We start from the raw sequence: 20,561 nt of genomic DNA on the forward strand, positions 1-20,561 counted from the left end.
TAAATTATCGACCTATTGACATCGGAAACTTATAGTGTAATAATACACTAAATGATTCGTATTGAGTATCAGAAACATTGTGGCTCTCATTGCAGCCTCAATGTTTCCGATACTTGAAGCATGAAAGTAATGCAATCGAACCGTTAACCGATAAAATTGTTTCAGCTTAAGGACAAGAGACTCGAGTAAAGATAGAATACGCTCGGAAGCAATAGAAATGAACATGAGGAGTGAAACTTATGAAACGCTGGATAATCGCATTGCTGGGTAGTTACTGGGTTGCCATCGGGCTAAATTTCATGACATCGAGAAAATATTTGGAAATGGAATTGACACTGATGCAAGCTGTTCCCTCGTTACTGTTTGTCGCCGTACTTCTACTAGTTGCTAGCCGCTCGCGATTATCCAATAAGGCGTTAAAATGGAGTTTCTGTATCGGTGTTATTGCCACAGTTATGTATTTGGGGAGCAATTATTTCTACCCGATTTTCATGGAGTCATCTATATTGACTGCGTTGTTTCAATTCCAAATCCCGCTGTACTATCTATTCGTTACGCCAGTGGATGGATTGAACTTCTTCTTGCATGTAAGGGCGGATTTTTTTCCGATAGTGCCAATCGTCATTTATAGTCTGGCGTTCATCCTCATAAAATTCAAAAAAACTAAGAGCAATATCTATGATATCGATAACAAGCTATTTGTGAAATTGGTTATATTTTCCGTGTTATTTGTTTTCCTTGGTTTCACGATTGTTTATGGCTACATGTTCTTATACTTAAATAGTCTAGCTCAATTTATCCCCGTCCTGATAGCTGTAGTGGTGTTCCTCTACAGCGGGTTTGTGCTGTATTACTTCCATCTATTGAATACCAAGCATCGTGTGCGTATATTCATGATGTTTCTAATCTGCGTCTTAATTGGAGTATCTATCTGGCCGATTCAAGCAGCCTACTCAGAACGAGAAGTCCACGTTAACTCACAATTCGATGTTGGTCCATATTGACTGAATTCTACTCAACGATAGATAGGAACTCTCACGTACAGCAGTGGATTGTTCAGTTGATATTCAGTGGATTGAAGACTAACTGGACGAAGTGAAAATAGAGGAAGAGTGTTCATGAAAACTAAATTAGCAGTAGCAGTCATGATAATTTTAGCTACATATTTATGGATTTATGGTCAGAATAATGCTTATTATTTTAATGAACATTTTCTCGATATAAACCCTGTCATTTATTTAACGGTTCAAACGGTCATCAGTATCTTGTTGTATATCCTGTCATGGATTATAGCTTATCGAATGGTTATGAAGCGGGAACGGATTTCTGGTTGGATTTCTCTACTTTTCTCAGTTCTAGTCGTAATGGGAGGAGCCGTTTCGCTATGGTCCATTCTTGTAACAGCATTGTGGTGGGGGTAAAAAAGGCGATGATAGATATGGAATTTGTCTTGATATTCTTGATGCTTCCAATCATTATTTTTGCTGCATCTATTTCCGGTTTCTAATCCATTTATAGATAGTTAGTCATGCGCCTGTAACTTAAGTGGTGTAACAAACAATATATAGTTCATTTGACAGGAGAGGATTTAGGTGGCGGCTTTATTATCAGCAATGCTGTTCGTTGTACTCGTAGTTCTAACTTCTATTGCATTCATCATTGCGATGATGAATGGAACGGCTTATCAAATTCCTTTTATCATTGTAGTCCCAACAGTTTTATACTTGGCCGTTTCCTTATCCTTATATAAACACTTCACGACGCGAAAGAGGATTTTCACCTTCATCGGCATTGCTAGTATCGCACTTGTGATAACAGGCTACGTGCCAATTCGGGAAGCACACACTGAAAGCATTAGGATAGTAAACGAAGAAGTAGATCCAAATTTTTACCAGCCATTTAGAGAGGATTCTAAACTTGATCAACTTGAAACACCTGCATCGTTGAAAATTCAGGAGCAGTTGCCGAAACTGGATGGCGAGACTTGGCTATACCCCATGTATGCAGCTTTTGTCGAAGCTACTTATCCTGAAGGGGACTATCCTTCGTATATGAAAGATGGTCTCATAATGGCAGATGGTGGAGGTCGTTCTTTTACGCATTTGATCGAGGGCAAGGCGGACCTGATATTTACTACTGCGCCTATGAAGTGGCATTATAATAAAGCGAAAGAAGCCGGACTTGAACTGACAGTGACCCCTATTGGCAAAGAAGCCTTCGTATTTTTTGTGAATGAGAAAAATCCTGTGCAGAACATGACGACTCAACAAATTCGAGAGATCTATGCAGGGACTACTGAAAACTGGAAAGAAGTAAGCGGGAAGGACATGCCAATCATTGCCTATCAGCGGAAAGCGAGCAGTAGGAGTCAAAAGGCGTTAGAGCAATTTATGGAAGGCACACCGCTGATGAAGCCAGCGACCGAGGCCGAGTTTAGAGATGGGTACGGAAACGTTCAGCAGCGTGCAGAGTACCGAAATTATAAAAATGCAATTGGATTTTCACATCGATTCACAACGTTAGAATTAGTGGAAAAGCATAAAATCAAGCTGCTGAATATAGACGGAGTAGCACCGACAAACGACACGATCCGTTCAGGTGAATACCATCTAACACGTGAAATTTATGCCGTTACAGCAAGCACGGGTAATCCGAATGTTCAGCAGTTCATCGACTGGATTGTATCAGAAGAAGGACAACAGTTAGTGGAGAAATCCGGCTATGTTGCGCTGCGAAATGGGAACGAAATCCGATAACTTGGACAATGTCAATATTCCTTTTGAGAATTTAGGAACACGATTATCGACCTGTCGAAAAAAAGGAGTTGCTATTCAATGAAAAAGTCAACGCTCATTCTCTCCCTTTTATTATTTGCAAGCATCGTCACTGTTTTGTATTTGGCCGTCGATCAATACAATTACCGTTCTTTCTCACCCAACCTGGAGGACCAAGTGATTTTAGGGGAAATGACCATGATGGTGCTGGGGAATAAACAGTATCAGGACATTGCCTCTAAGGAAACTGTCTACGCCATCAAACAGGGAGTAAGCCGATTCAATGGAGGGGACCCGTCTTCCATGGCTAGCTATCTAGTGAGTGTCGTAACCAATAAGCGATCCTATATATTTACATGTGTGGATCAAGCATGTACGGATGTATCCAATAGAAATTGGAATTATTCCAGATACGTAGAGAATGATCCAGTGTTGCCGTTAGACATAGATGAATGATGTAGAAAAAACAAAACGATCTCATCGCAACGTTTCGTTTTTCATTGTCTGAACTAGAAATCATCCTGCCATAACTGCGGGAAATCTACACATTCCATGCTATTCATTCAGCCATTACACTCATAAAAGACCGTCTTTCCTCTAGTAAGGGGGGGAGACGGTCTATTTCTTTAAAAAGAATTTAATTGCCTACTAGAAAAAACGATAATTTTCAAATATTTTAATCTTTTTTTAATGTCTTGCCACTTTTTTAAAGGGTTTGGCAATTGTCAGCATGCTATATTTGCCTTGGAAGGAGAAACCAATTCTCCACCAAAATTGGGATGCGCACCCCTATGAAAAGTTCTTTCTGCGAGTAGGATTTGCCGGTTCATATGAATAATGAGGTTGCAAGTAAGCTATGTAGAGTAAGGATCATATTGCAGGTGAAACCTGCGGTAAAGGAGTGATTTCAATGGATGAAACAATCGAACAAAGAAATCAGATGGTTGTGGACAAAATTAGAGAAGGCGCACCATTTCTAATTGACGTTGTACCCGCCAAAGAAAAAATAGGAGAGTTTAACGGTAGAAAACTATTGTTGCATGCAGGACCACCGATTGAATTTCAAGATATGACGGGTCCTATGCAAGGCGCATGCATTGGAGCTTCTCTGTTCGAAGGCTGGGCGGAAACAGAAGCGGATGCGTTAGCACTGCTCCGAAATGGTGAAGTCGAGTTCATGCCTTGCCATCACGTGAATGCGGTTGGGCCAATGGGAGGAATCACCTCAGGCAACATGCCGGTATTTGTTGTGGAAAATCGGACAGAAGGCAATGAAGCCTATTGCACAATGAATGAAGGAATTGGAAATGTCCTGCGATTTGGCGCGTATTCAAAAGAGGTCATTGATCGTCTGGAGTGGATGCGAGATGTGCTGGGTCCAACGTTAGCGAAAGCCCTTCGTTCTATAGACGGTGGCATGAACCTGAACGTGTTGATTGCCAAGGCTATTACGATGGGGGATGAGTTCCATATGAGAAATATGGCATCTACCCTTGTGTTCCTGAAGGAAATCAGTCCCTATCTGATGGCTGTCCCAATGGATAAGGACGATCGGAAAGATGTCATTCAATTCATCGCAAATGCTGAACAGTTTTTCTTGAATATTGTGATGGCATCTGGAAAATCCGTTCTCGACGGTGCCCGTAAAATCGAAGAAGGAACTATTGTTACGGCGATGTGCCGGAATGGAAAAGAGTTTGGTATTCGGATTAGCGGTATGGGGGACCAATGGTTCACAGCGCTTGTTAATGTCCCAAAAGGGTTGTATTTCACTGGTTACAGTCAAGAAGATGCGAATGGTGATATTGGAGACAGTGCAATTATGGAAGCGTATGGACTTGGGGGCATGGCAATGGTGGCGTCACCAGGACTTGCACGTTTTGTCGGAGCTGGAGGCTATAAAGAAGCCCGTGAAATCAGTGATGAAATGAGTCAAATTGTTACTGGTCATAATGCAAACTTCCCAATTCCAACATGGGATTTCCAAGGAACCTGTCTTGGCGTAGACGCAAGAAAGGTTGTGGAAACTGGAATTGAACCTTTGATAAACACTGGTATTGCGCACAAAGAAGCAGGTCTCCCCCAAATTGGTGCAGGTCAGGCCCGTGCGCCACTCGCATGTTTTGAAAAAGCAATCGCAGCATATGCTGAAAAACTGAATGTCCATAGCTAAAAGAGGAGGTAGGTTAAAATGGCACAGCACTCTATGCGTGAACAGGATGGTGTCGGTCTCAAACGTGAACCGCTCATTCCGTATTGGGTAAAACTGGTCACCGTTTTCTTTCTTGGATGGGTTGCACTCTATGCGACACGAACTGTATTAAACCCAGTGATGGGGGATATGCAAAGTGAATTCGGCTTAACACAAGCGCAATTAGGATTGATTGTCAGCGTAAACTTTATCGGTAACGTAGCCTTGCAGGTTCCTTCTGGAATAATGGGCGATAAAATTGGAAGAAAGCGCGTACTCGTACCAGGATTCTTGATTGGCGGGGTGTTCGCGGCTGTAGCTGGAGGAATGCCGACGTTCTTCCTATTCATGGCTGCTTGGTTTATAGTTGGAGCCGGTCAAGGTACGTATTATGGACCACAGTACGGAATTTCATCGGCAGCAATTCCGGCGAAACGAATTACACTCGGAAGTGCAATTATTAACAGTGGTATGGCATTTGGTACGTCGATTGGGTACTATCTTTCTAGTTATTCGGTTAGTGAGTTCGGATTAAATTGGCGAGTTCCATTTTTCATCATTGCCGGTTTGTCGATCGTTGTTGCTATCATGATGTACCTCGTAGTGAAACGAGATCCTAGTAGGAAAGAACGACAAGCCGCAGCAGCTGCTTCTGAAAACCCAGAAGACACGGGCGAGAAGCTGAAACTAAGTGTTCTGTTTAAAAATAAGAACTTACTCGTTTCCTATATTATCATTTTCGCTTCCATCTACGGGTTCTTCATGCTACTTACTTGGCTTCCTTATTACTTAGAAGCAGACCGAGGGATTGTCGGTGGGAAAGTAGCATTTGTATCTTCCATCGTTCCATGGGCAGCGATTCCAGGTTCCCTTCTCCTCAGTATGTGGAGTGATAAAATCGGAAAACGTAAACCTGTGCTACAACTCATGTTACCAATTGCCTTCCTATCGGTTGCTTCCATTGTATTCTTTGAAAGTATGACAATGGTATACATCGCACTGATTCTCTACGGTATTTTCGGTAAAATCAGTACGAACCCTATATTAGTGGCAGTTGTAGCGGACAATGCACCGAAACAAGCGTACAGTACCGCATTTAGTGTTTATAATTTCCTAGGGATGTCAGCCTCCATTTTGGCGCCTTATATTACGGGCTTTCTTGCCGACAAAACGGGCAGCCTTGCGTCTGGATTCTATCTTGCTGCGATTCTGCTAGTCGTCGGGTTCATAGCTAGCTTCTTCTTGGATGAAAGCAATCGTCCGAACGTGGTGGATGAGGAGCCAGTCAAAGCTTGATTTAAAAACCCTGTCTACGCCTTCTATGAGGCGTAGACAGGGTTTCTACTGTTTGGTAATTTATCTTCAAAGGGCAATTCACTAGATTATGAAATCACTGGTTCCATTTCTGCTACTTCTGAACACATACTCTTCACCAAAACCTCCAGCATCACTGGCAAACGAACAAACGCACTTTCGATATGAAGTCTTTCTGTACGTTGGTGGGCATCTTTGCCGAACGGTCCTACATTCAATACAGGTGCATCTAATTCTGTCATCACTTTAAATGGGATACTATAGGTCTTTCCCCATACAGGCGTGTTGTGCTCGTATGCCGTCCACCCTGTCGCAGTCCCTGTATAGTGGACATAGCTCAAATCGCAAATACCATTGAAGTAATGGACTTGGTCGACATGCGTCCCTAATGCCGTTGCCGTTTTTTTCATAAGGTCAATGGACTTAATCACCAGTGGATCTTCTGACGTGTTCACAGCTGGGTAATAGGGAGGTGCAAATAATAGGACAGTTGCAGGCGTTAGCTCCTGACATTCAATGAGAAGCGCGTCTGTAATTTTGAAGCACTTATCCCGATCATCCAGCTCCTGATCCAGAATTGCCTTTCCGATCATCAACTCTACAGCCTCTGAACCTAGCTTCGATTGCGCATACTCCAGTAATTCCTCATAACGCATCACTCGTACTTCACCAACTGGTTCCGTTCCTTCACGTTCGCAAATCCTTTTATAGGAATCATTACAAGCACTCATCGCTTGGTGAGCAACGTCAGAAAATAGCTCCATAATTTCAGAAGCATCACGATCCATAAGAAATACGTTATAGAGCGAAGCAGCACGATATGGTGTTTGCGTTGAATACGAAGTTTTTAAATCCTTTAATTGAAGCGAGACGGGAACCGGGGTGGTCTCTCCATAATTTGTCTCTTTGAATAACGAGTTAAATTCCATTTCCTGAGCTAAAAAAGAGGAGATATACGTTGCCGTTAGTCCTTTTAAAGGCTCACCGACATGCGTTTCTTTTCCATAAAACAATGCAGCGGGCATAATTTTACCGATAGTCCCTGAATAGATATATTCTTTAGGATCACCCGGTTCTTGTGAAAATGTTGGCTCACTGTTCAAAAAGAGTTTGTAAGAAAGACCATACACATCGCGCATACGGACGAGTTCTTCGACAGCTGTACGCATCCCTGCTGAATTCACTTCTTCATCAGGAACCGTCAGTAATACTAGATTGATTGGCCATTGTTCAAGAGAAGCCTTTTCAATAAGCGCCATGTGAAGAGCTAAGCCCATCTTCATGTCCATTGTGCCGCGTCCGAATAAGTAGTCTCCAGAAAATAAATCCTTGCGTGCATCTTCAGGAAGTTCGTCTGCCAGTTGATGAAGCGTAGCAGTCAACTCTTCAGGTTGGAAGGCAAGGGGCTCCAATGCACCATATTCTTCTGTCCATACAGTATCGAAATGACTGATCAGGACAATGGTATCTGTTGCGGTAGGATTCTTGTAAAGTGCAAGCACGGAGTTTCTTCCGAGACCAGCGTCGTGTAGTTTTAGATGCTCAGGATGGTGCGTAAAATACGGTAATGTCTTCAGTTTTTCTGCGACACGTGTAGAAAACGTACACTCGCCACCTGTCAGTGTACGACTGTCCCAGCTTACGAGTTCGTTCAGTAAACTTCTCAGTGAAGCGGGTGTATTCCATTGTGAAATGCTCATTCTATAGCCTCCTGAATTAGATGTCGGTGAATCATTAATTGTTCAATTCTGCAGGTTTAACTGAAAGAGTCCCATCCGCGAGGTGCTTTTTCTCAAGTTTAACCTTGTAAAAAACCATACAAGCAACAAAGAATCCAATGCCGTATACCAAGCCAATGCGCTGCGAGGGATCAAACGCAAGAAAAATAAGGATGATTAAACAGAACGAGATACAAGTAAGTGGAACTAGTGGATAGAACTTCACTCGATATTGGAGATCCTCAAGTTTTCCACCTTGTTTCAGATAGCGTCTTCTGAATAGTAGTTGGGACGTTGCAATACCCATCCACGAAATCGTGACGGCAATTGCAGCGATGGACATTAACAAGACAAACACTGCATCCGCTTCCATAACACTTGTTAGAAGGGAGAGTAGAGAAAATGCCATCGTGAAAATCAATGCATTTAAAGGAACTCGTCGTTTAGTCAAACGCCCGAAGAGTGCAGGGGCCATTCCATCGTTCGCCATGGACCAAAGTAAACGAGTCGATGCGTATAAACAGGAATTCCCGACAGATAAAATAGCTGTCAAAATAACGAAGTTCATAATCCCTGCAGCATATGGGACTCCGGCAAGTTCCATCAATGTGACGAATGGACTTTGCATCAACCCAAGTTCAGCAGAAGGGAAGATTGCTGACAAGACGACAATTGATGCGATATAGAATACGACGATTCTGAACAAAATCGTCCGAATCGCTTTCGGAATATTCTTCTCAGGGTTTTCAGTTTCACCAGCAGCAATCCCGACTAATTCAGAACCCTGATAGGAGAAGATGACATTCATCATTGTAATGAAGACAATCGCAATTCCTGCTGGGAATAATCCTGAAGGTGCTAGATTCGTTAAGTGAGGCGTTGGAATGCCATCCAAGGGAATCCAGCCAATGATCGCGGCACCACCGATGACGATAAATGCTAAAACAGCCAAGACTTTAATACTGGCAAACCAAAATTCCGCTTCCGCAAAGCCTTTTGTTGTAAGTGCATTTAGTGAGAACAACAAAACCATGAACACAGCACACCAAATCCAGATTGGAGTATGTGGGAACCAGTGTTGCATCAGGATGCCTGCAGCTGTAAATTCAACACCCGCCGTTGCGGCAGACCCGACAAAGTACATCCAGCCGAGTGAAAACCCGGCAGATGGACTGATGTATCTCGAAGCGTATTTCTGGAAGGATCCTGTTACAGGCATATAGACTGCGAGTTCTCCGAGACAGGTCATGACCATGTATAAAATAATACCGCCAATCAGATAACCGATTAACGCACCACCTGGCCCCGCTTGGTTGATTGTATAACCGACGTTTAGAAATAATCCAGTTCCAATCACGCCGCCAAGTGACAGCATCATCAAGTGGCGGCTTTTCATTGAACGATTTAATTGAGGTTCTTCCAGGGTTTTCATTGTTCATTCTTCCTCTCGAACGGATCTCGTGTTGCGTTCTTTAGAAGCGAAGCGATAGGCAGCTTAGACCACCATCGTGTTTTTGAACTTCTGACATATCCAATTCAATCGTTTGGTAGCCAGCTTCGGTAAACTTGCGCTTTGTTTCCGGAAATCCGCTTGGAAGGATTACATAATCGTTCATGCGGATACAGTTCGCTGAGTACTCATCTTCTTTTCCAATGACGATCTTTTCATACGAGTCAAATGCAGGATGGTCTACGAACTCTCCAGCGACAACTAATTGGTTGTTTCCTAAGTAAGCGATTCCTGTCTTCAAATGGAAAAACTCTTTCAAAGGAATAATTGTCGCTTTGTATCCTTCAGACTCCAGGATTTCCTTAAGCTGTTTCGCACCTTCTTCGTTCGTGCGTTCAGAGATTCCGATGTAAAAATGATCTTCTGCCTGTAAGACATCCCCGCCATCAAGCGTTCCAGGGGATTGGATAAAATAAAACTTATTGTAGAACTTCTTAGTGACAGCTTCGATTTCAACTGTTTCCGCGTTTCGAGATTCCGCACCAGGGTTTGTAATCACCGCAAAGTTTGGTGTCAATACAGCAGCATCTTCCACAAATGTTGAGTCCGGAAATTCTTCACTTTCCTCGAGCTTCGTTACAGCAACCCCACATTTCTCGAGTGCTTCCAAATATGCATCATGCTGTTTTAGTAAAAGTTCATAATCCGGCTTTCCTAAATCAGAAGTAGTGAGACCCTCCAAATAACTTTTTCCTGGCTTCTTGACGATTACATTTGTGAACATTGTATTCTCTCCTTTTCAATTACGATTATTTTTTATCCTCTAACAACTGGGCATGTCAAACAAGTAGGACCGCCAGTACCTAGTAAACTAATTTCTTGTCCTTTATAAACGTGTACAGTTGCACCAGCATCTTTCAATTGTTGGATTGTGTAAGCGTTCTCATTCGTCAGCACACAAACACGAGGAGCGATTGCCAAGACATTACATCCTAACGTGTCATATTCTTTTTTCGGTACTTCAATTAGCTGGAATCCTTTTTGGAGTAGCAGCTGACGGAGAAAAACGGGCATTAAAGGTGAATGGACCACAGCTAGATCCTTGTCCACAACACTTAGGAATGACATCAGATGCAGACATTCTTCCTCGCCTTGGTCATGTGGGAGTTGAACAACGATGAATTCATCAACTAAATCAGCTGTCATTTCTTTCAACTGGCGAATCGCTTCGTCATTTGTCCGGTAACCTCGTCCCACGAGTAAAGTTCTGTCTTCAAGCCATACAATATCCCCAGCATCTGAAACAGCGTCCCCTGCAAGTTCTCCGATAATGGGAATGTCTCTTTCTGCTAGAAACTCTTTAACTACAGTTGCCTCGGGTTGACGAAGTTTTTTACCGGATTTTAAGATGAGTGCGCCAGCTGGAGTAAATTTCACTGGATCATGAGCATAAATTGAATCCAAACCAACAGTGTCGTTTGAAGGAAGGTAGTCAATTTGAGTACCTTGTTGCTCTATTATGTTTACCAATTCTGAAAACTCTTTGGATGCTTCATCGAATTTCGGTTCTCGTAAATAGTTAAATGTTTTCCAGTTTTTCGATAGATGATCTTGAGACTTAAATGCATCTCTTGGATGTTTCATAATTACGTGCTTTAGCGAGCTGTACATGGAACTGCTGTATCTCATCATTTCGCCTCCTGTTTTCCGTATAGTGGAAAGTGTTTCCGTTGATAGGAAACCTTATCTGTTAATATATTCTGAGTATGGTATAATGTCAATGTATTTAGAAAATAAATTTGATTTCAACTTACGACTAGGAAGTGAACTTATGCAGACAATCGATCGGGTCATGCAACTTGCCAAAATTTTAGCAACTGAAAATACATCTACTGGCATTTCTATTTCTGACATAGCTAAGGAGTGTGACTTGGCATTGAGCACGCTCCATCGCATATTAAAGTCGATGGTGAGACAAGGACTCGCTGAACAAGACGCTGATACAAAACTTTATAAATTAGGACCGGTATGGATGGAATATGGTCTCCGTGCTTACGATACGATGGATTATGTATCTACTATACGCCCGGAATTAGATCGTCTCAGTAGAAAAGTGGAAGAGAGTATTTACTTGAGTAAATGTACAGGGATAGAGGCGATTATTATCGAGCGAATCGATAATGAGAATAACCAAATTCGAATGTATGACAAACTTGGTCTGAGAATCCCTATGAATATAGGAGCGGCTAATAAAATCATGCTGGCGTGTATGCCGACTGCAGAATCCGAGAGCATCATTCAGCAACTTGTGCCGGAGCACGAACAGGAAGCATTTAAGGAAATGTTGAGAGAAATCAGGAAGCAGGGGTATGCAATCAGTCACGGAGAGCGGACTGAAGGCACTTCATCAATAGGAGTAGCAGTGTGTAATGTCGCAGGAGAAGTTGTGGGGGCGATTAGTATTGGGTGTGTAACGTTTAATCTGACAGAAGACAGGTTGCAGATGATGATCGAGGAAATTGTAGCTACGAAGGAACGAGTGTCGGAGAAGATCGGTCGGAGTATGTGAGAGGCTATTTAATGGTGAAAAGTGGAGCTGTCAGGAGTAATTTCCGTTTCAGGTGAACGATTTCCGAGGGGCACGGCATCAGCCGCTTCCTTCGCTGTGCACAGTCCAGGGTATTCAGCTCATGCTAATCCCTGCGGAGTCGTCACCTTCCACTTCAATTACGATGTTATTTGAAATAAAATCTATTCGATAATGACTCAATTGCTGTTTCGTTTACATCAGGGAGTTCTTAATAACTACCTTTCAAACGAGTCATATCCACATCAAAATAATCCTGTCGCTCTTGTTGCACAAATCCAATCCGTTCATACAACTTCAATGCATGGTCATTCTGTGTTTCTACGTCTAGCTTTATAATGTTTCCAGTAGGCAGTTCCTTTTTTACGACCCATTGTAGCGCCTTCCCTCCATAGCCTTTCCCTCTATATTCAGACCGTACTGCGAAGCCAGAAAGATAGGATTCGTTCAGATTCCGCATGACCCGGATCTTACCAATTGGGGTTTTATCAACCTCGATGATATACCTACGTTCTTTTACGCGGGACAAACGTTCATTATAGTAGGATTCGGCGTCTTCTATTGAAAAGAAAAAGGCATCCGCATCCAATGAAGTTTCAAATGCTTTGTCTTCTGGTGTAGCCTCTCTCAGCACGATATCTTCTGTCATTAATAGCTCTTTCTGATGCCAATGCATATGGAACTCCGAAAACGAATAATCGCATGGCTGTACTGTCAACCATCCTTTGGCAGATTCGGATGTCCCAGGCGCATTAAAGAGCACTTTTTTGAAGCCTTTCTCTTCAATGACTTGTTGTGCTTTGTGCCAAAGTTTTGTAAAGTGCCCCTTTCTGCGTTCTTGCGGTTTCACCATGCCACATACTTCGACTGTGGAACCAAATCCATATAGCGCTAAGTAAGCAATCAGTTCATCTTCCTTCCAAATAAAGAAATCAAGTGAACCTTCTTTTCTTTCCTGAAGCATTTCCCAATTCAATTTCAATTCAATCGTTTCGTACTGTTCACATTGCTGTTGTAACTGTTGAATCCCTTTAATTTGCTGTGCTGTTAACATTTTGTACCTCCAATGATGAGTAAAGTTAAACCCTTTAAGTATTTTACTTTCTATGTTCTACCAAAAGTTAAGTTTTGTTGCTATGCTATATGGATCAAAAGTATCTTATGAGGAAAGAAGGAATTACTATGAAAAAAGATATGCGCTATATTTGTTACCCATTCATGAGAGAATCCGCATCGACAGTAGACTTTGAAATTCGCACGGATTCGTTGACGACTAGAATTGGAGAAGCCTTATCCCTTATAGAAGACGTAGAGAAAGTTCAAACTGATCTTCGTTGGCTGCAGCCTCTCGCGTATCACTTAAATGGGTCAGTCCGAGGGAAACTGGCAATCTTTCCAGAAGACTTACAGCGTCTTAGTGACATATATGATGAGTATGTCACGGAGCTTGGTGAATCGATTGAACAATTCGTGCTTCCACAAGGTACCCATGCGGCTACTGTCCTTCATGTATGTCGGAGTGAAGCGAAGAAATCCGTACGCGCTCTTCACAAAGTATCTTTAGAACGTGATGTTCCAGAAATTCTATTCGATTTCGCCCAACTGATGGCAAACGTGCTATTCGTGATGGCTGTCTATACGAACAAAGCACAAGGGTGCGATGAAATCCCGTTCGTCAGTAAGTCGTATCCCGAATGGAAGAAGAAAAAGAAGCAAGTCGATATGGTGAAATCTTCTTCTGAATCATGAAACCGGAACCTTAACAGTACTCATGAAGTAAATATGTTATAAGAAAGGCTTATGTTATTCCATCTAAACTATCGAATTACCTTATCTGTTGCGAAGAGGTATACTACAACAGACAAGGAGGCGAGGGAAAATGGAGTACATATTGCTTTTTTTCACAGGTCTTATTGCAATGATGCTTGGAACCCTTGCTGGCGGAGGTGGGCTCATTTCCATGCCAGCGATGCTGTTGATGGGAATTCCAATCCATTCTGTAATTGGAGCAAATAAGATTTCCACAACGTTCAGTTCTTTTACTACATTCCTTACTGTACTATTGAAAAAGCAAATAACTCTGCGTGAGTCGTGGTGGATTCTTCCGGTTTCACTTACAGCAGGCACACTAGGAGGACTCACCGCGACCCATATTGCAGAAGCTACACTTTACAAACTCGCTATTGTGTTGCTGATTGGGGCCTTTTTTACATCATTTCTATCTAAAGCGGATTTTGCTGGAGAAGCCGCTCTCCAACCATCGAAAACGGGCGTGGCAGGACTTATTGGAATTGGTTTATATGACGGGTTGTTCGGTCCAGGACAAGGGACACTCCTCCTCTACTTGTTCAATCAGTTGCGAATTTCTTACATCCGATCGATTGGATTTGTGAGACTCGCTTCATTTTCAAGCGGGTTAGGGGCTGCCATCAGTTTTATCGTGATGGGGAAAATCATTTGGCCCTTTGCGATAGCGCTTGTACTAGGTTCGCTGTCTGGTGCTCAAATCGGTGTACGAATTGCAGAGAAGTTGAACCCGAAGTACGTTAAAATTCTGTTGCGTGTAGTAATTGTTGGATTGATCGTCCAACTAATCGTGAAAGCCATTTTAAAATGAAGAAATGCGAAAGCAGCAGACTCTATTGCCGCTTTCGTTTTTTCATGTCCTGACCATCATTTACGTTGAGATTTAGTAAGTGCCTTCCATCTTTTCCGTTCGGCAACTTGTGCTTGCGCATCCGTTTTTCGATCTAAGTACGCAATTTCTCGTTGCAATTTGAGGTAGCTCGCGAAACGGTCTTCAGCGAGAGAGCCGTCTAATAACGCTTGTTGAATAGCGCATCCTGGTTCGGTTTTATGGCTACAATCATTGAACTTGCATGACTCTGAAAGTGCATCGATATCAAAAAAGCTCCCTTCGATACTTTCGCTATCGTTCCATAACTGAAATTCTCGCATTCCCGGTGTATCAATCAATACACCCCCATCAGGTAACGCAATGAGTTCGCGGTGTGTCGTTGTATGGCGACCTTTCGCATCATCTTCCCGGATTGTTTGAACTGTCATCGTCGTGTCTCCACAAATTGCGTTGACTAACGAGGATTTTCCAACACCTGACGAGCCTAATAGCGCCGCAGTTTTACCGTCTTTAAGCAGAGAGGTGACCTGGTCGATCCCAACGCCCGTTTTACTACTGACAGCGAGTACTTCTGTACCGAATGCAATATCGCGCGCTTGTTCGATAAAATCTTTTGGTTCATCACACAGATCTGCTTTTGTTAGCACAATTACAGGTGTGGCGCCTGAGTCATAGGCAGCGACCAAGTACCGTTCCAATCTTCGAGTGTTGAAATCATCGTTCATGGAAGTAACGAGAAAGACGATGTCTATATTGACCGCAATCAGTTGCTCAGTCATGGTGTCACCCGCATTTTTCCTGGAAAAAACAGAGGTTCTCGGGAGAATTGAATGGATAATGCCGCGCTCTTCACCAGGCATTTGCTCAATCGCGACCCAGTCTCCGACAGCGGGGTAATCCCGCCTGTCGATAGCATGATGTAGGAGAGATCCTGAGCAAACAGCGAGCCACTCGCCTTGTTCAGTAACAACTCGATACATATGCTTGTGTTCTAAAGTCACGCGTCCAATTTTGCAATCGCTTGCTTTAACGTCGTGCTGTTGTTCATTCCAATATGTTTGATGAAGTTCGTTCCAACCGTAATTTTGCAATGTTTTCAAGTGAATTCCTCCTAAATATGGGCATATAAAAAAGCATGGGGTCCGTGGATCGGACTCCATGCTTTCACGCGCATACCAGAAGAAACATGCCTATACCTAAGGCATGACAGGTGAAAGTATGGGTCCGATCCAAATTGAAATTGTCAAGTTGAAGTTTGCCATAGTAATCACCTGCTTTCTGAAAGATATATTTATCATAAAGGAGAAATGTTTTGAAGTCAATGAAATTTTAGAAAAATATTAGAGGGTATATGTTGCGTGTTGGCAATTTTTAACTAATATCGATTCTCGACCCCTCCAACCGCAATGCGTCAGCGAATTATGATACACTTAAACTCACTAGCAAACTAATAACAGCATTAGATGAGGTGTCTCTATGAAGTCTTATATAGTAAATATAACAATGGTTCACGTTCAACCAACAGTAAGGCGAAGAGTGATTATGCCTGCTGGGGCTACGTTTAATCGTCTCCATGAAATCATTCAGCACATGACGAATTTTGAAAGTTACTTTACGGATCAACCGTATCACTTTTTTGAGGTTGTAGTGGATGGTTTGTGCATCACTGACAATCCTGTTCAACGAGAGGAACTTAAAGACTCTAAGAGGCTTACTCCAAAACTGCCGACTCGAGTCAAAATTGATAACTACCTAGAAGAGCACAAGCAACTGATGTATACGTATGATTTTGGAGATGACTGGCGCTTTTCGATTGAGCTGGAAGAAATCGTAGAAGATTATCACTTCGGTTTCCCAACGCTGTTAGATGGAGAAGGAACAGCACCACCGGAAGATGTCGGAGGACCTCCAGGATATGAATCGTTCTTGGCAATCATGGAAAATCCGACACATCCTGAACACGATCATATGAAGCAATGGGTATCCAATGCGAGATATGAACCTTACGATAAAAACAGAATTAATCAATCGTTAAAATCCGTGAAGTATAAGAAGACAGAATGGGATTGTATCAACCATCAAAATTACGCGATTATTAGTGATCCGTACCGCGAATCTGAACTTTCTGAGGAGCAAGCAGCTGCTAAACCTGAGAAATCGGTTCCGAAGAAGTCGGCGAAAAATGAATTAACTGCAGAACAGCAAGAAGAAGTGGAGCTATACATCAAAGCGATGACCCGCTTATATGGAATGGTGCAGTTTGAGCAAGTGGTCACGTTGTATAATCTACAAAATGTCCATAAGATTACTGTTGGAAACTTGCAAGAACTCCTTACTGCAGGTGAGTTGAATTTGAGCTTGCAAAAAGAAGACATTCTCTATAAAGATACGGTTTTCCTAGGCCCGAAACTTGCGGGGATCGTCCCAGAACAATTTGTAAGGGAAACAATCGAAAAACCATACTATCAGCCGGCAAAAGAACAGTTATTGCGCTATGCAGATCCTAGCTATTTCGATCAGACACCGGAATTACTCCATCTTGAAAAACTATTCCAAAAGGAAAACATTCCACAACTCCAAATTGACCGGATGCTTCATACGTTTATGGTCGGATTGTCTAAGTGGCATGCGAACTTCATGGAAGTGATTGGTAGACTAATGGCACAAGCAGGTCCATTGCCGGAAGAACAAGTGAAAAAAATTGTCCCTGTTGCCATCAATGTCTCCAATGCAGTTCGTCTCATTGAAAACAGAGGACATACTCCTCAAGAGATGTTTGGACTAGAAAGAGCGGATGTAAAACCGTTGATAGAGCAGGCCGCTTCCACTGAAGTGAAGGTCGGCCGCAATGAACCGTGCCCGTGTGGTAGTGGTAAGAAGTATAAGAAATGCTGTGGCAAATAAAACAGTAAAAAAATGCCGTGCCTGTTTTAAAAACAGGCACGGCATTTTTTTATTCTTATTTTTAGGATTGAGTGTTCTTGTAATTCGACTTCATGTAGCTATTATTTATTTCTGAAAATAACAATCCTTCATTCGTGAATTCGCATTTGCATAATGATCTGCTTTTGGTATAAAGATAGAATTTCGATTTTGCAAATCATTGCACAGTGGATGAACAGTGCGAATTAGTTGCATCAAGTGTGCAGTGCATTGGATTGCATGAAATGGACTGTTTTCTACAGTGAGAACTAGGTCTGGTCATTCTTAACAGTTTTTCGCAGGGATTTCTGTATGTTCATCGAACACCTTTTCTATGAGAAAAGTAAAGAATGAATGAATTGTTCAACATACAAAGTTAGGTTAAGTAGATTTGATAAAAATTAGTGCAGATTATTAACAGCCGGTAAACAACCATCCTATAAAAAACTACTAGTTTCAGTGAATTTGGTTTTACCCTTTCAATTACAGATTGAGGTTCTTTGTAAGGAAATATATATCTACATCGAGTACACTGAAACTAGTGGCAATTTGATAGTGAAAAGGAGATAGAAAATGGAAGGAAACAATAGAGATACCGAGTTGTTAGAAGCTGTGAGCAAAGGAGATTATCGCCGCATGACACAATTGGTCAACCAAAAAGCAGATGTTGAAGTGACGGATGAAATGGGGCGGACACCCTTAATGATTGCCGTTCAGCGGAATGATACAGATGCGGTTGCCCAGTTGCTAATAGCGGGGAGTGATCCAAATCATAGAGATATCACAGAGTTGACACCTTTCATCTGCGCAGGAGCGAATGGGTTTACTACTTCGTTACAGTTAATGGCTACTTCAGGAGCGGATGTGACGAGTGTGAATCGCTTTGGGGGTACTGCGTTGTTACCAGCTGCAGAAAAAGGGTATTTACACACTGTGAAAGCGTGTCTAGCAGTAGGTGTGCCAGTCGACCATGTTAACCATCTTGGATGGTCAGCATTGTTGGAGGCGGTAATTTTAGGAGATGGCGGAAGGTTGTATGCAGATGTCATTCAAACTCTGCATGAAGCAGGAGCCTCTGTCCATCTACAAGATTTCGATGGCAAATCAGCGGTGATCTATGCGGATGAACAAAAGCAAGAGCGAGTACTTGAAATACTGACAGATACACTTGAAGATCCGCAACATCCAGCAGTTCTTGAAGCAAAGTCATATGCTGCAAAAAACAATTGGACAGCTGCTTCACAGACTGTTCAAACTGCACTTGAGTCCGATGGGGATAACTTGGATCTGCTATTTTATGCAGGGTTTTATTTAGCTGCCCAAGACCACTATGAACAGGCTTTGGAACAATATAGCCGGGCGTTAGTAGTTGCTCCTGATGCGTTGGAGTTCTATTTCTACACAGCCTACTGTTACCGGTTAATGAACCTAACAGAAGATGCTTTGCTTGAGTTTGATAAAGGGGCGTCTCTCTCTCATGAAAATGCATTTTATCTCTATCATAAATCGAACTATTTACGCGAACTCGGACGTCATGAAGAGGCAGTTGAGGTGATGGATGAACTCGTAGAACGACACCCGACACGGTATGATTTCTGGTTCCATAAAGCGAACAGCTTGCGCTCACTCAATCGCCACCAAGATGCAATTACAGCGATTGAACATGCAATCGAGCTACAGCCGAACAATCCGCTTTATACGAATCACAAAGCTCAGTCTGAACGCTTGTTAAAGGGTCAATAAATGGAATGAAACCTGCCTTTTCTCTCGAAGAGGCAGGTTTTTAGTCTTTTCAAATGAGAAGCTAATTATGATGTTGTATAGATGTAATTATGGAATGCCGCCTCTTCTATAAGAAGAACTTCCATGATAAACTGTATAAAAACTCGGAAATGGAGTACACCATACATAATGAACAAACATGTACTAATTTATGGCGATGTATTCGTCGACTACATTGCAAATGATGAAAAAAACGATACTTTCACTACCTATTTAGGAGGAGCGACTGTCAATGTAGCAGCAGGAATTGCGAGGCTAGGCGCACCAGTATCCTTTATTACGGTAACCGGGGACGACGAAACATCTGAATTTGTGCGCATGGAGCTTGCGAACGAAGGAGTTGACTTGACAGCCGCTATCCTTGAACCCGCAAAACGCGTGAATGGTGTGTACGTGCATCTAACACCAGAGCATGATCGCATTTTTGCAAATTACGAAAACGAAACACCGGATATTCAAGTAACTGCACAAGATTTACGGAAAGAAACGTTTCAGCAAGCATCTATATTACATATTTGCTCAGGCACTATGTTTCATCCGACTGCTCTAGAAACGACTCGAAGAGCAGTAAAGCTTGCGAAAGCTACGGATACACTCGTGTCGTTTGATGCGAATATTCGTCCTTTACGATGGGAAAACGAAGAAATCTGTCGGGATACAACGACCTCTTTTTTGACGGATGCAGATCTTGTCAAACTAACGGAAGAAGAGCTGACATTCATGACGAATAAGGAGACGATGGAAGAGGGGGTCTTTGAACTTGAAACGTATGCGATTCCTGTAGTCTTAATTACGCGAGGTGACTTAGGCACGATTGCCATTATTCATGGTGAACAGTTTCACATTCCATCTGTCAAAGCGGTGGCAGTTGACACAACTGGAGCCGGGGATGCATTCATGGCTGGGGTATTACGTCAGATTCATCTACATGGATACCCAGTAAATTCCTCAAAGTGGAAAGAAGTGGTTCGTTTTGGGAATCAGATGGGAGCGCTTTGCGTGACGAAAACAGGCGCATTGTCCGCGATGCCTTATTATTATGAACTTGAAAATGATATTCTATAATAATAATTTTTGTATATAAATCGAATGGAAATGAATATTTACTGGAAAATAAATTATATTGAAAATAACTTATAACTTTTTTCAGATTTCTGGAAAAAGTTTTTTTATTTATTTTGACGT

18 protein-coding genes are annotated in these 20,561 nt (G+C 42.3%); 12 read left to right on the top strand and 6 right to left on the bottom strand.

Annotated elements, in window-relative coordinates; all coding sequences use genetic code 11:
• Positions 1-239 precede the first annotated feature (239 nt).
• The 6 genes from M3197_RS01750 to M3197_RS01775 all read left to right on the top strand — a co-directional run bounded on the left by M3197_RS01750 (position 240) and on the right by M3197_RS01775 (position 6,261).
• The gene (locus M3197_RS01750; RefSeq protein WP_251658289.1) at positions 240-1,004 is read left to right on the top strand and encodes a hypothetical protein; all 765 of its coding nucleotides are present in this window, start codon (positions 240-242) and stop codon (positions 1,002-1,004) included.
• 114 nt (positions 1,005-1,118) lie between these two features.
• Entirely contained in the window at positions 1,119-1,421 is a 303-nt protein-coding gene (locus tag M3197_RS01755) for a hypothetical protein (RefSeq protein ID WP_251658290.1), read from the top strand.
• Positions 1,422-1,592: 171 nt separating this feature from the next.
• A complete protein-coding gene (locus M3197_RS01760) occupies positions 1,593-2,756 on the top strand; it encodes a substrate-binding domain-containing protein (protein WP_251658291.1) in 1,164 nt (387 codons plus the stop codon).
• A 78-nt stretch (positions 2,757-2,834) separates the two neighbouring features.
• Complete coding sequence (locus M3197_RS01765) at positions 2,835-3,230, top strand: hypothetical protein (RefSeq protein ID WP_251658292.1); 396 nt, start codon at positions 2,835-2,837, stop codon at positions 3,228-3,230.
• Positions 3,231-3,684: 454 nt separating this feature from the next.
• The gene (locus tag M3197_RS01770; RefSeq protein ID WP_251658293.1) at positions 3,685-4,947 is read left to right on the top strand and encodes a YlbE family protein; all 1,263 of its coding nucleotides are present in this window, start codon (positions 3,685-3,687) and stop codon (positions 4,945-4,947) included.
• Between the two features lie 18 nt (positions 4,948-4,965).
• Positions 4,966-6,261: an MFS transporter gene (locus tag M3197_RS01775; protein ID WP_251658294.1), complete on the top strand. Its 1,296-nt coding sequence runs from the start codon at positions 4,966-4,968 to the stop codon at positions 6,259-6,261.
• Between the two features lie 86 nt (positions 6,262-6,347).
• On the opposite strand, the gene M3197_RS01780 is transcribed toward M3197_RS01775, so the two are convergent.
• Genes M3197_RS01780 through M3197_RS01795 form a run of 4 tightly spaced genes read right to left on the bottom strand, consistent with a single transcriptional unit; the run spans position 6,348 to position 11,136 of the window.
• Entirely contained in the window at positions 6,348-7,979 is a 1,632-nt protein-coding gene (locus M3197_RS01780; protein WP_251658295.1) for a M20/M25/M40 family metallo-hydrolase, read from the bottom strand.
• Between the two features lie 34 nt (positions 7,980-8,013).
• Entirely contained in the window at positions 8,014-9,429 is a 1,416-nt protein-coding gene (locus M3197_RS01785; RefSeq protein WP_251658296.1) for an amino acid permease, read from the bottom strand.
• Between the two features lie 40 nt (positions 9,430-9,469).
• Positions 9,470-10,231 (bottom strand): dimethylarginine dimethylaminohydrolase family protein, encoded by a 762-nt coding sequence (locus M3197_RS01790; RefSeq protein ID WP_251658297.1) that lies wholly within the window; start codon positions 10,229-10,231, stop codon positions 9,470-9,472.
• Positions 10,232-10,263: 32 nt separating this feature from the next.
• On the bottom strand, positions 10,264-11,136 hold the full coding sequence (locus M3197_RS01795) for a dimethylarginine dimethylaminohydrolase family protein (RefSeq protein WP_251658298.1): 873 nt from the start codon (positions 11,134-11,136) through the stop codon (positions 10,264-10,266).
• A gap of 142 nt (positions 11,137-11,278) precedes the next feature.
• Between M3197_RS01795 and M3197_RS01800 the strand changes: the two genes are divergently transcribed.
• Positions 11,279-12,016, top strand: a complete 738-nt coding sequence (locus M3197_RS01800; RefSeq protein WP_251658299.1) for an IclR family transcriptional regulator — start codon at positions 11,279-11,281, stop codon at positions 12,014-12,016.
• Positions 12,017-12,245: 229 nt separating this feature from the next.
• Here M3197_RS01800 and M3197_RS01805 read toward each other — a convergent pair whose 3' ends face one another.
• A complete protein-coding gene (locus M3197_RS01805) occupies positions 12,246-13,088 on the bottom strand; it encodes a GNAT family N-acetyltransferase (protein ID WP_251658300.1) in 843 nt (280 codons plus the stop codon).
• A 128-nt stretch (positions 13,089-13,216) separates the two neighbouring features.
• Here M3197_RS01805 and M3197_RS01810 point away from each other — a divergent pair, with 128 nt between their 5' ends.
• Entirely contained in the window at positions 13,217-13,783 is a 567-nt protein-coding gene (locus M3197_RS01810; protein WP_251658301.1) for a hypothetical protein, read from the top strand.
• A 130-nt stretch (positions 13,784-13,913) separates the two neighbouring features.
• Complete coding sequence (locus M3197_RS01815; RefSeq protein ID WP_251658302.1) at positions 13,914-14,651, top strand: sulfite exporter TauE/SafE family protein; 738 nt, start codon at positions 13,914-13,916, stop codon at positions 14,649-14,651.
• A 56-nt stretch (positions 14,652-14,707) separates the two neighbouring features.
• Here the strand turns inward: M3197_RS01815 and rsgA are convergent, their stop codons facing one another.
• Positions 14,708-15,772, bottom strand: coding sequence for a ribosome small subunit-dependent GTPase A (gene rsgA, locus M3197_RS01820; protein ID WP_251658303.1), 1,065 nt, complete (start codon positions 15,770-15,772; stop codon positions 14,708-14,710).
• A gap of 376 nt (positions 15,773-16,148) precedes the next feature.
• On the opposite strand from rsgA, the gene M3197_RS01825 reads away from it, so the two are divergent.
• From M3197_RS01825 to M3197_RS01835, 3 genes are all read left to right on the top strand, one after another.
• Positions 16,149-17,576 (top strand): plasmid pRiA4b ORF-3 family protein, encoded by a 1,428-nt coding sequence (locus tag M3197_RS01825; protein ID WP_251658304.1) that lies wholly within the window; start codon positions 16,149-16,151, stop codon positions 17,574-17,576.
• A 591-nt stretch (positions 17,577-18,167) separates the two neighbouring features.
• On the top strand, positions 18,168-19,337 hold the full coding sequence (locus M3197_RS01830) for an ankyrin repeat domain-containing protein (protein ID WP_251658305.1): 1,170 nt from the start codon (positions 18,168-18,170) through the stop codon (positions 19,335-19,337).
• 168 nt (positions 19,338-19,505) lie between these two features.
• Positions 19,506-20,441 carry a carbohydrate kinase family protein gene (locus M3197_RS01835; protein ID WP_251658306.1) on the top strand — a complete coding sequence of 312 codons (936 nt, stop codon included), beginning with the start codon at positions 19,506-19,508 and terminating at the stop codon, positions 20,439-20,441.
• The last annotated feature ends 120 nt before the right edge of the window (positions 20,442-20,561 follow it).

Origin of the sequence: Sporosarcina aquimarina (assembly GCF_023715615.1) — a bacterium.
GTDB lineage: Bacteria > Bacillota > Bacilli > Bacillales_A > Planococcaceae > Sporosarcina > Sporosarcina aquimarina_A.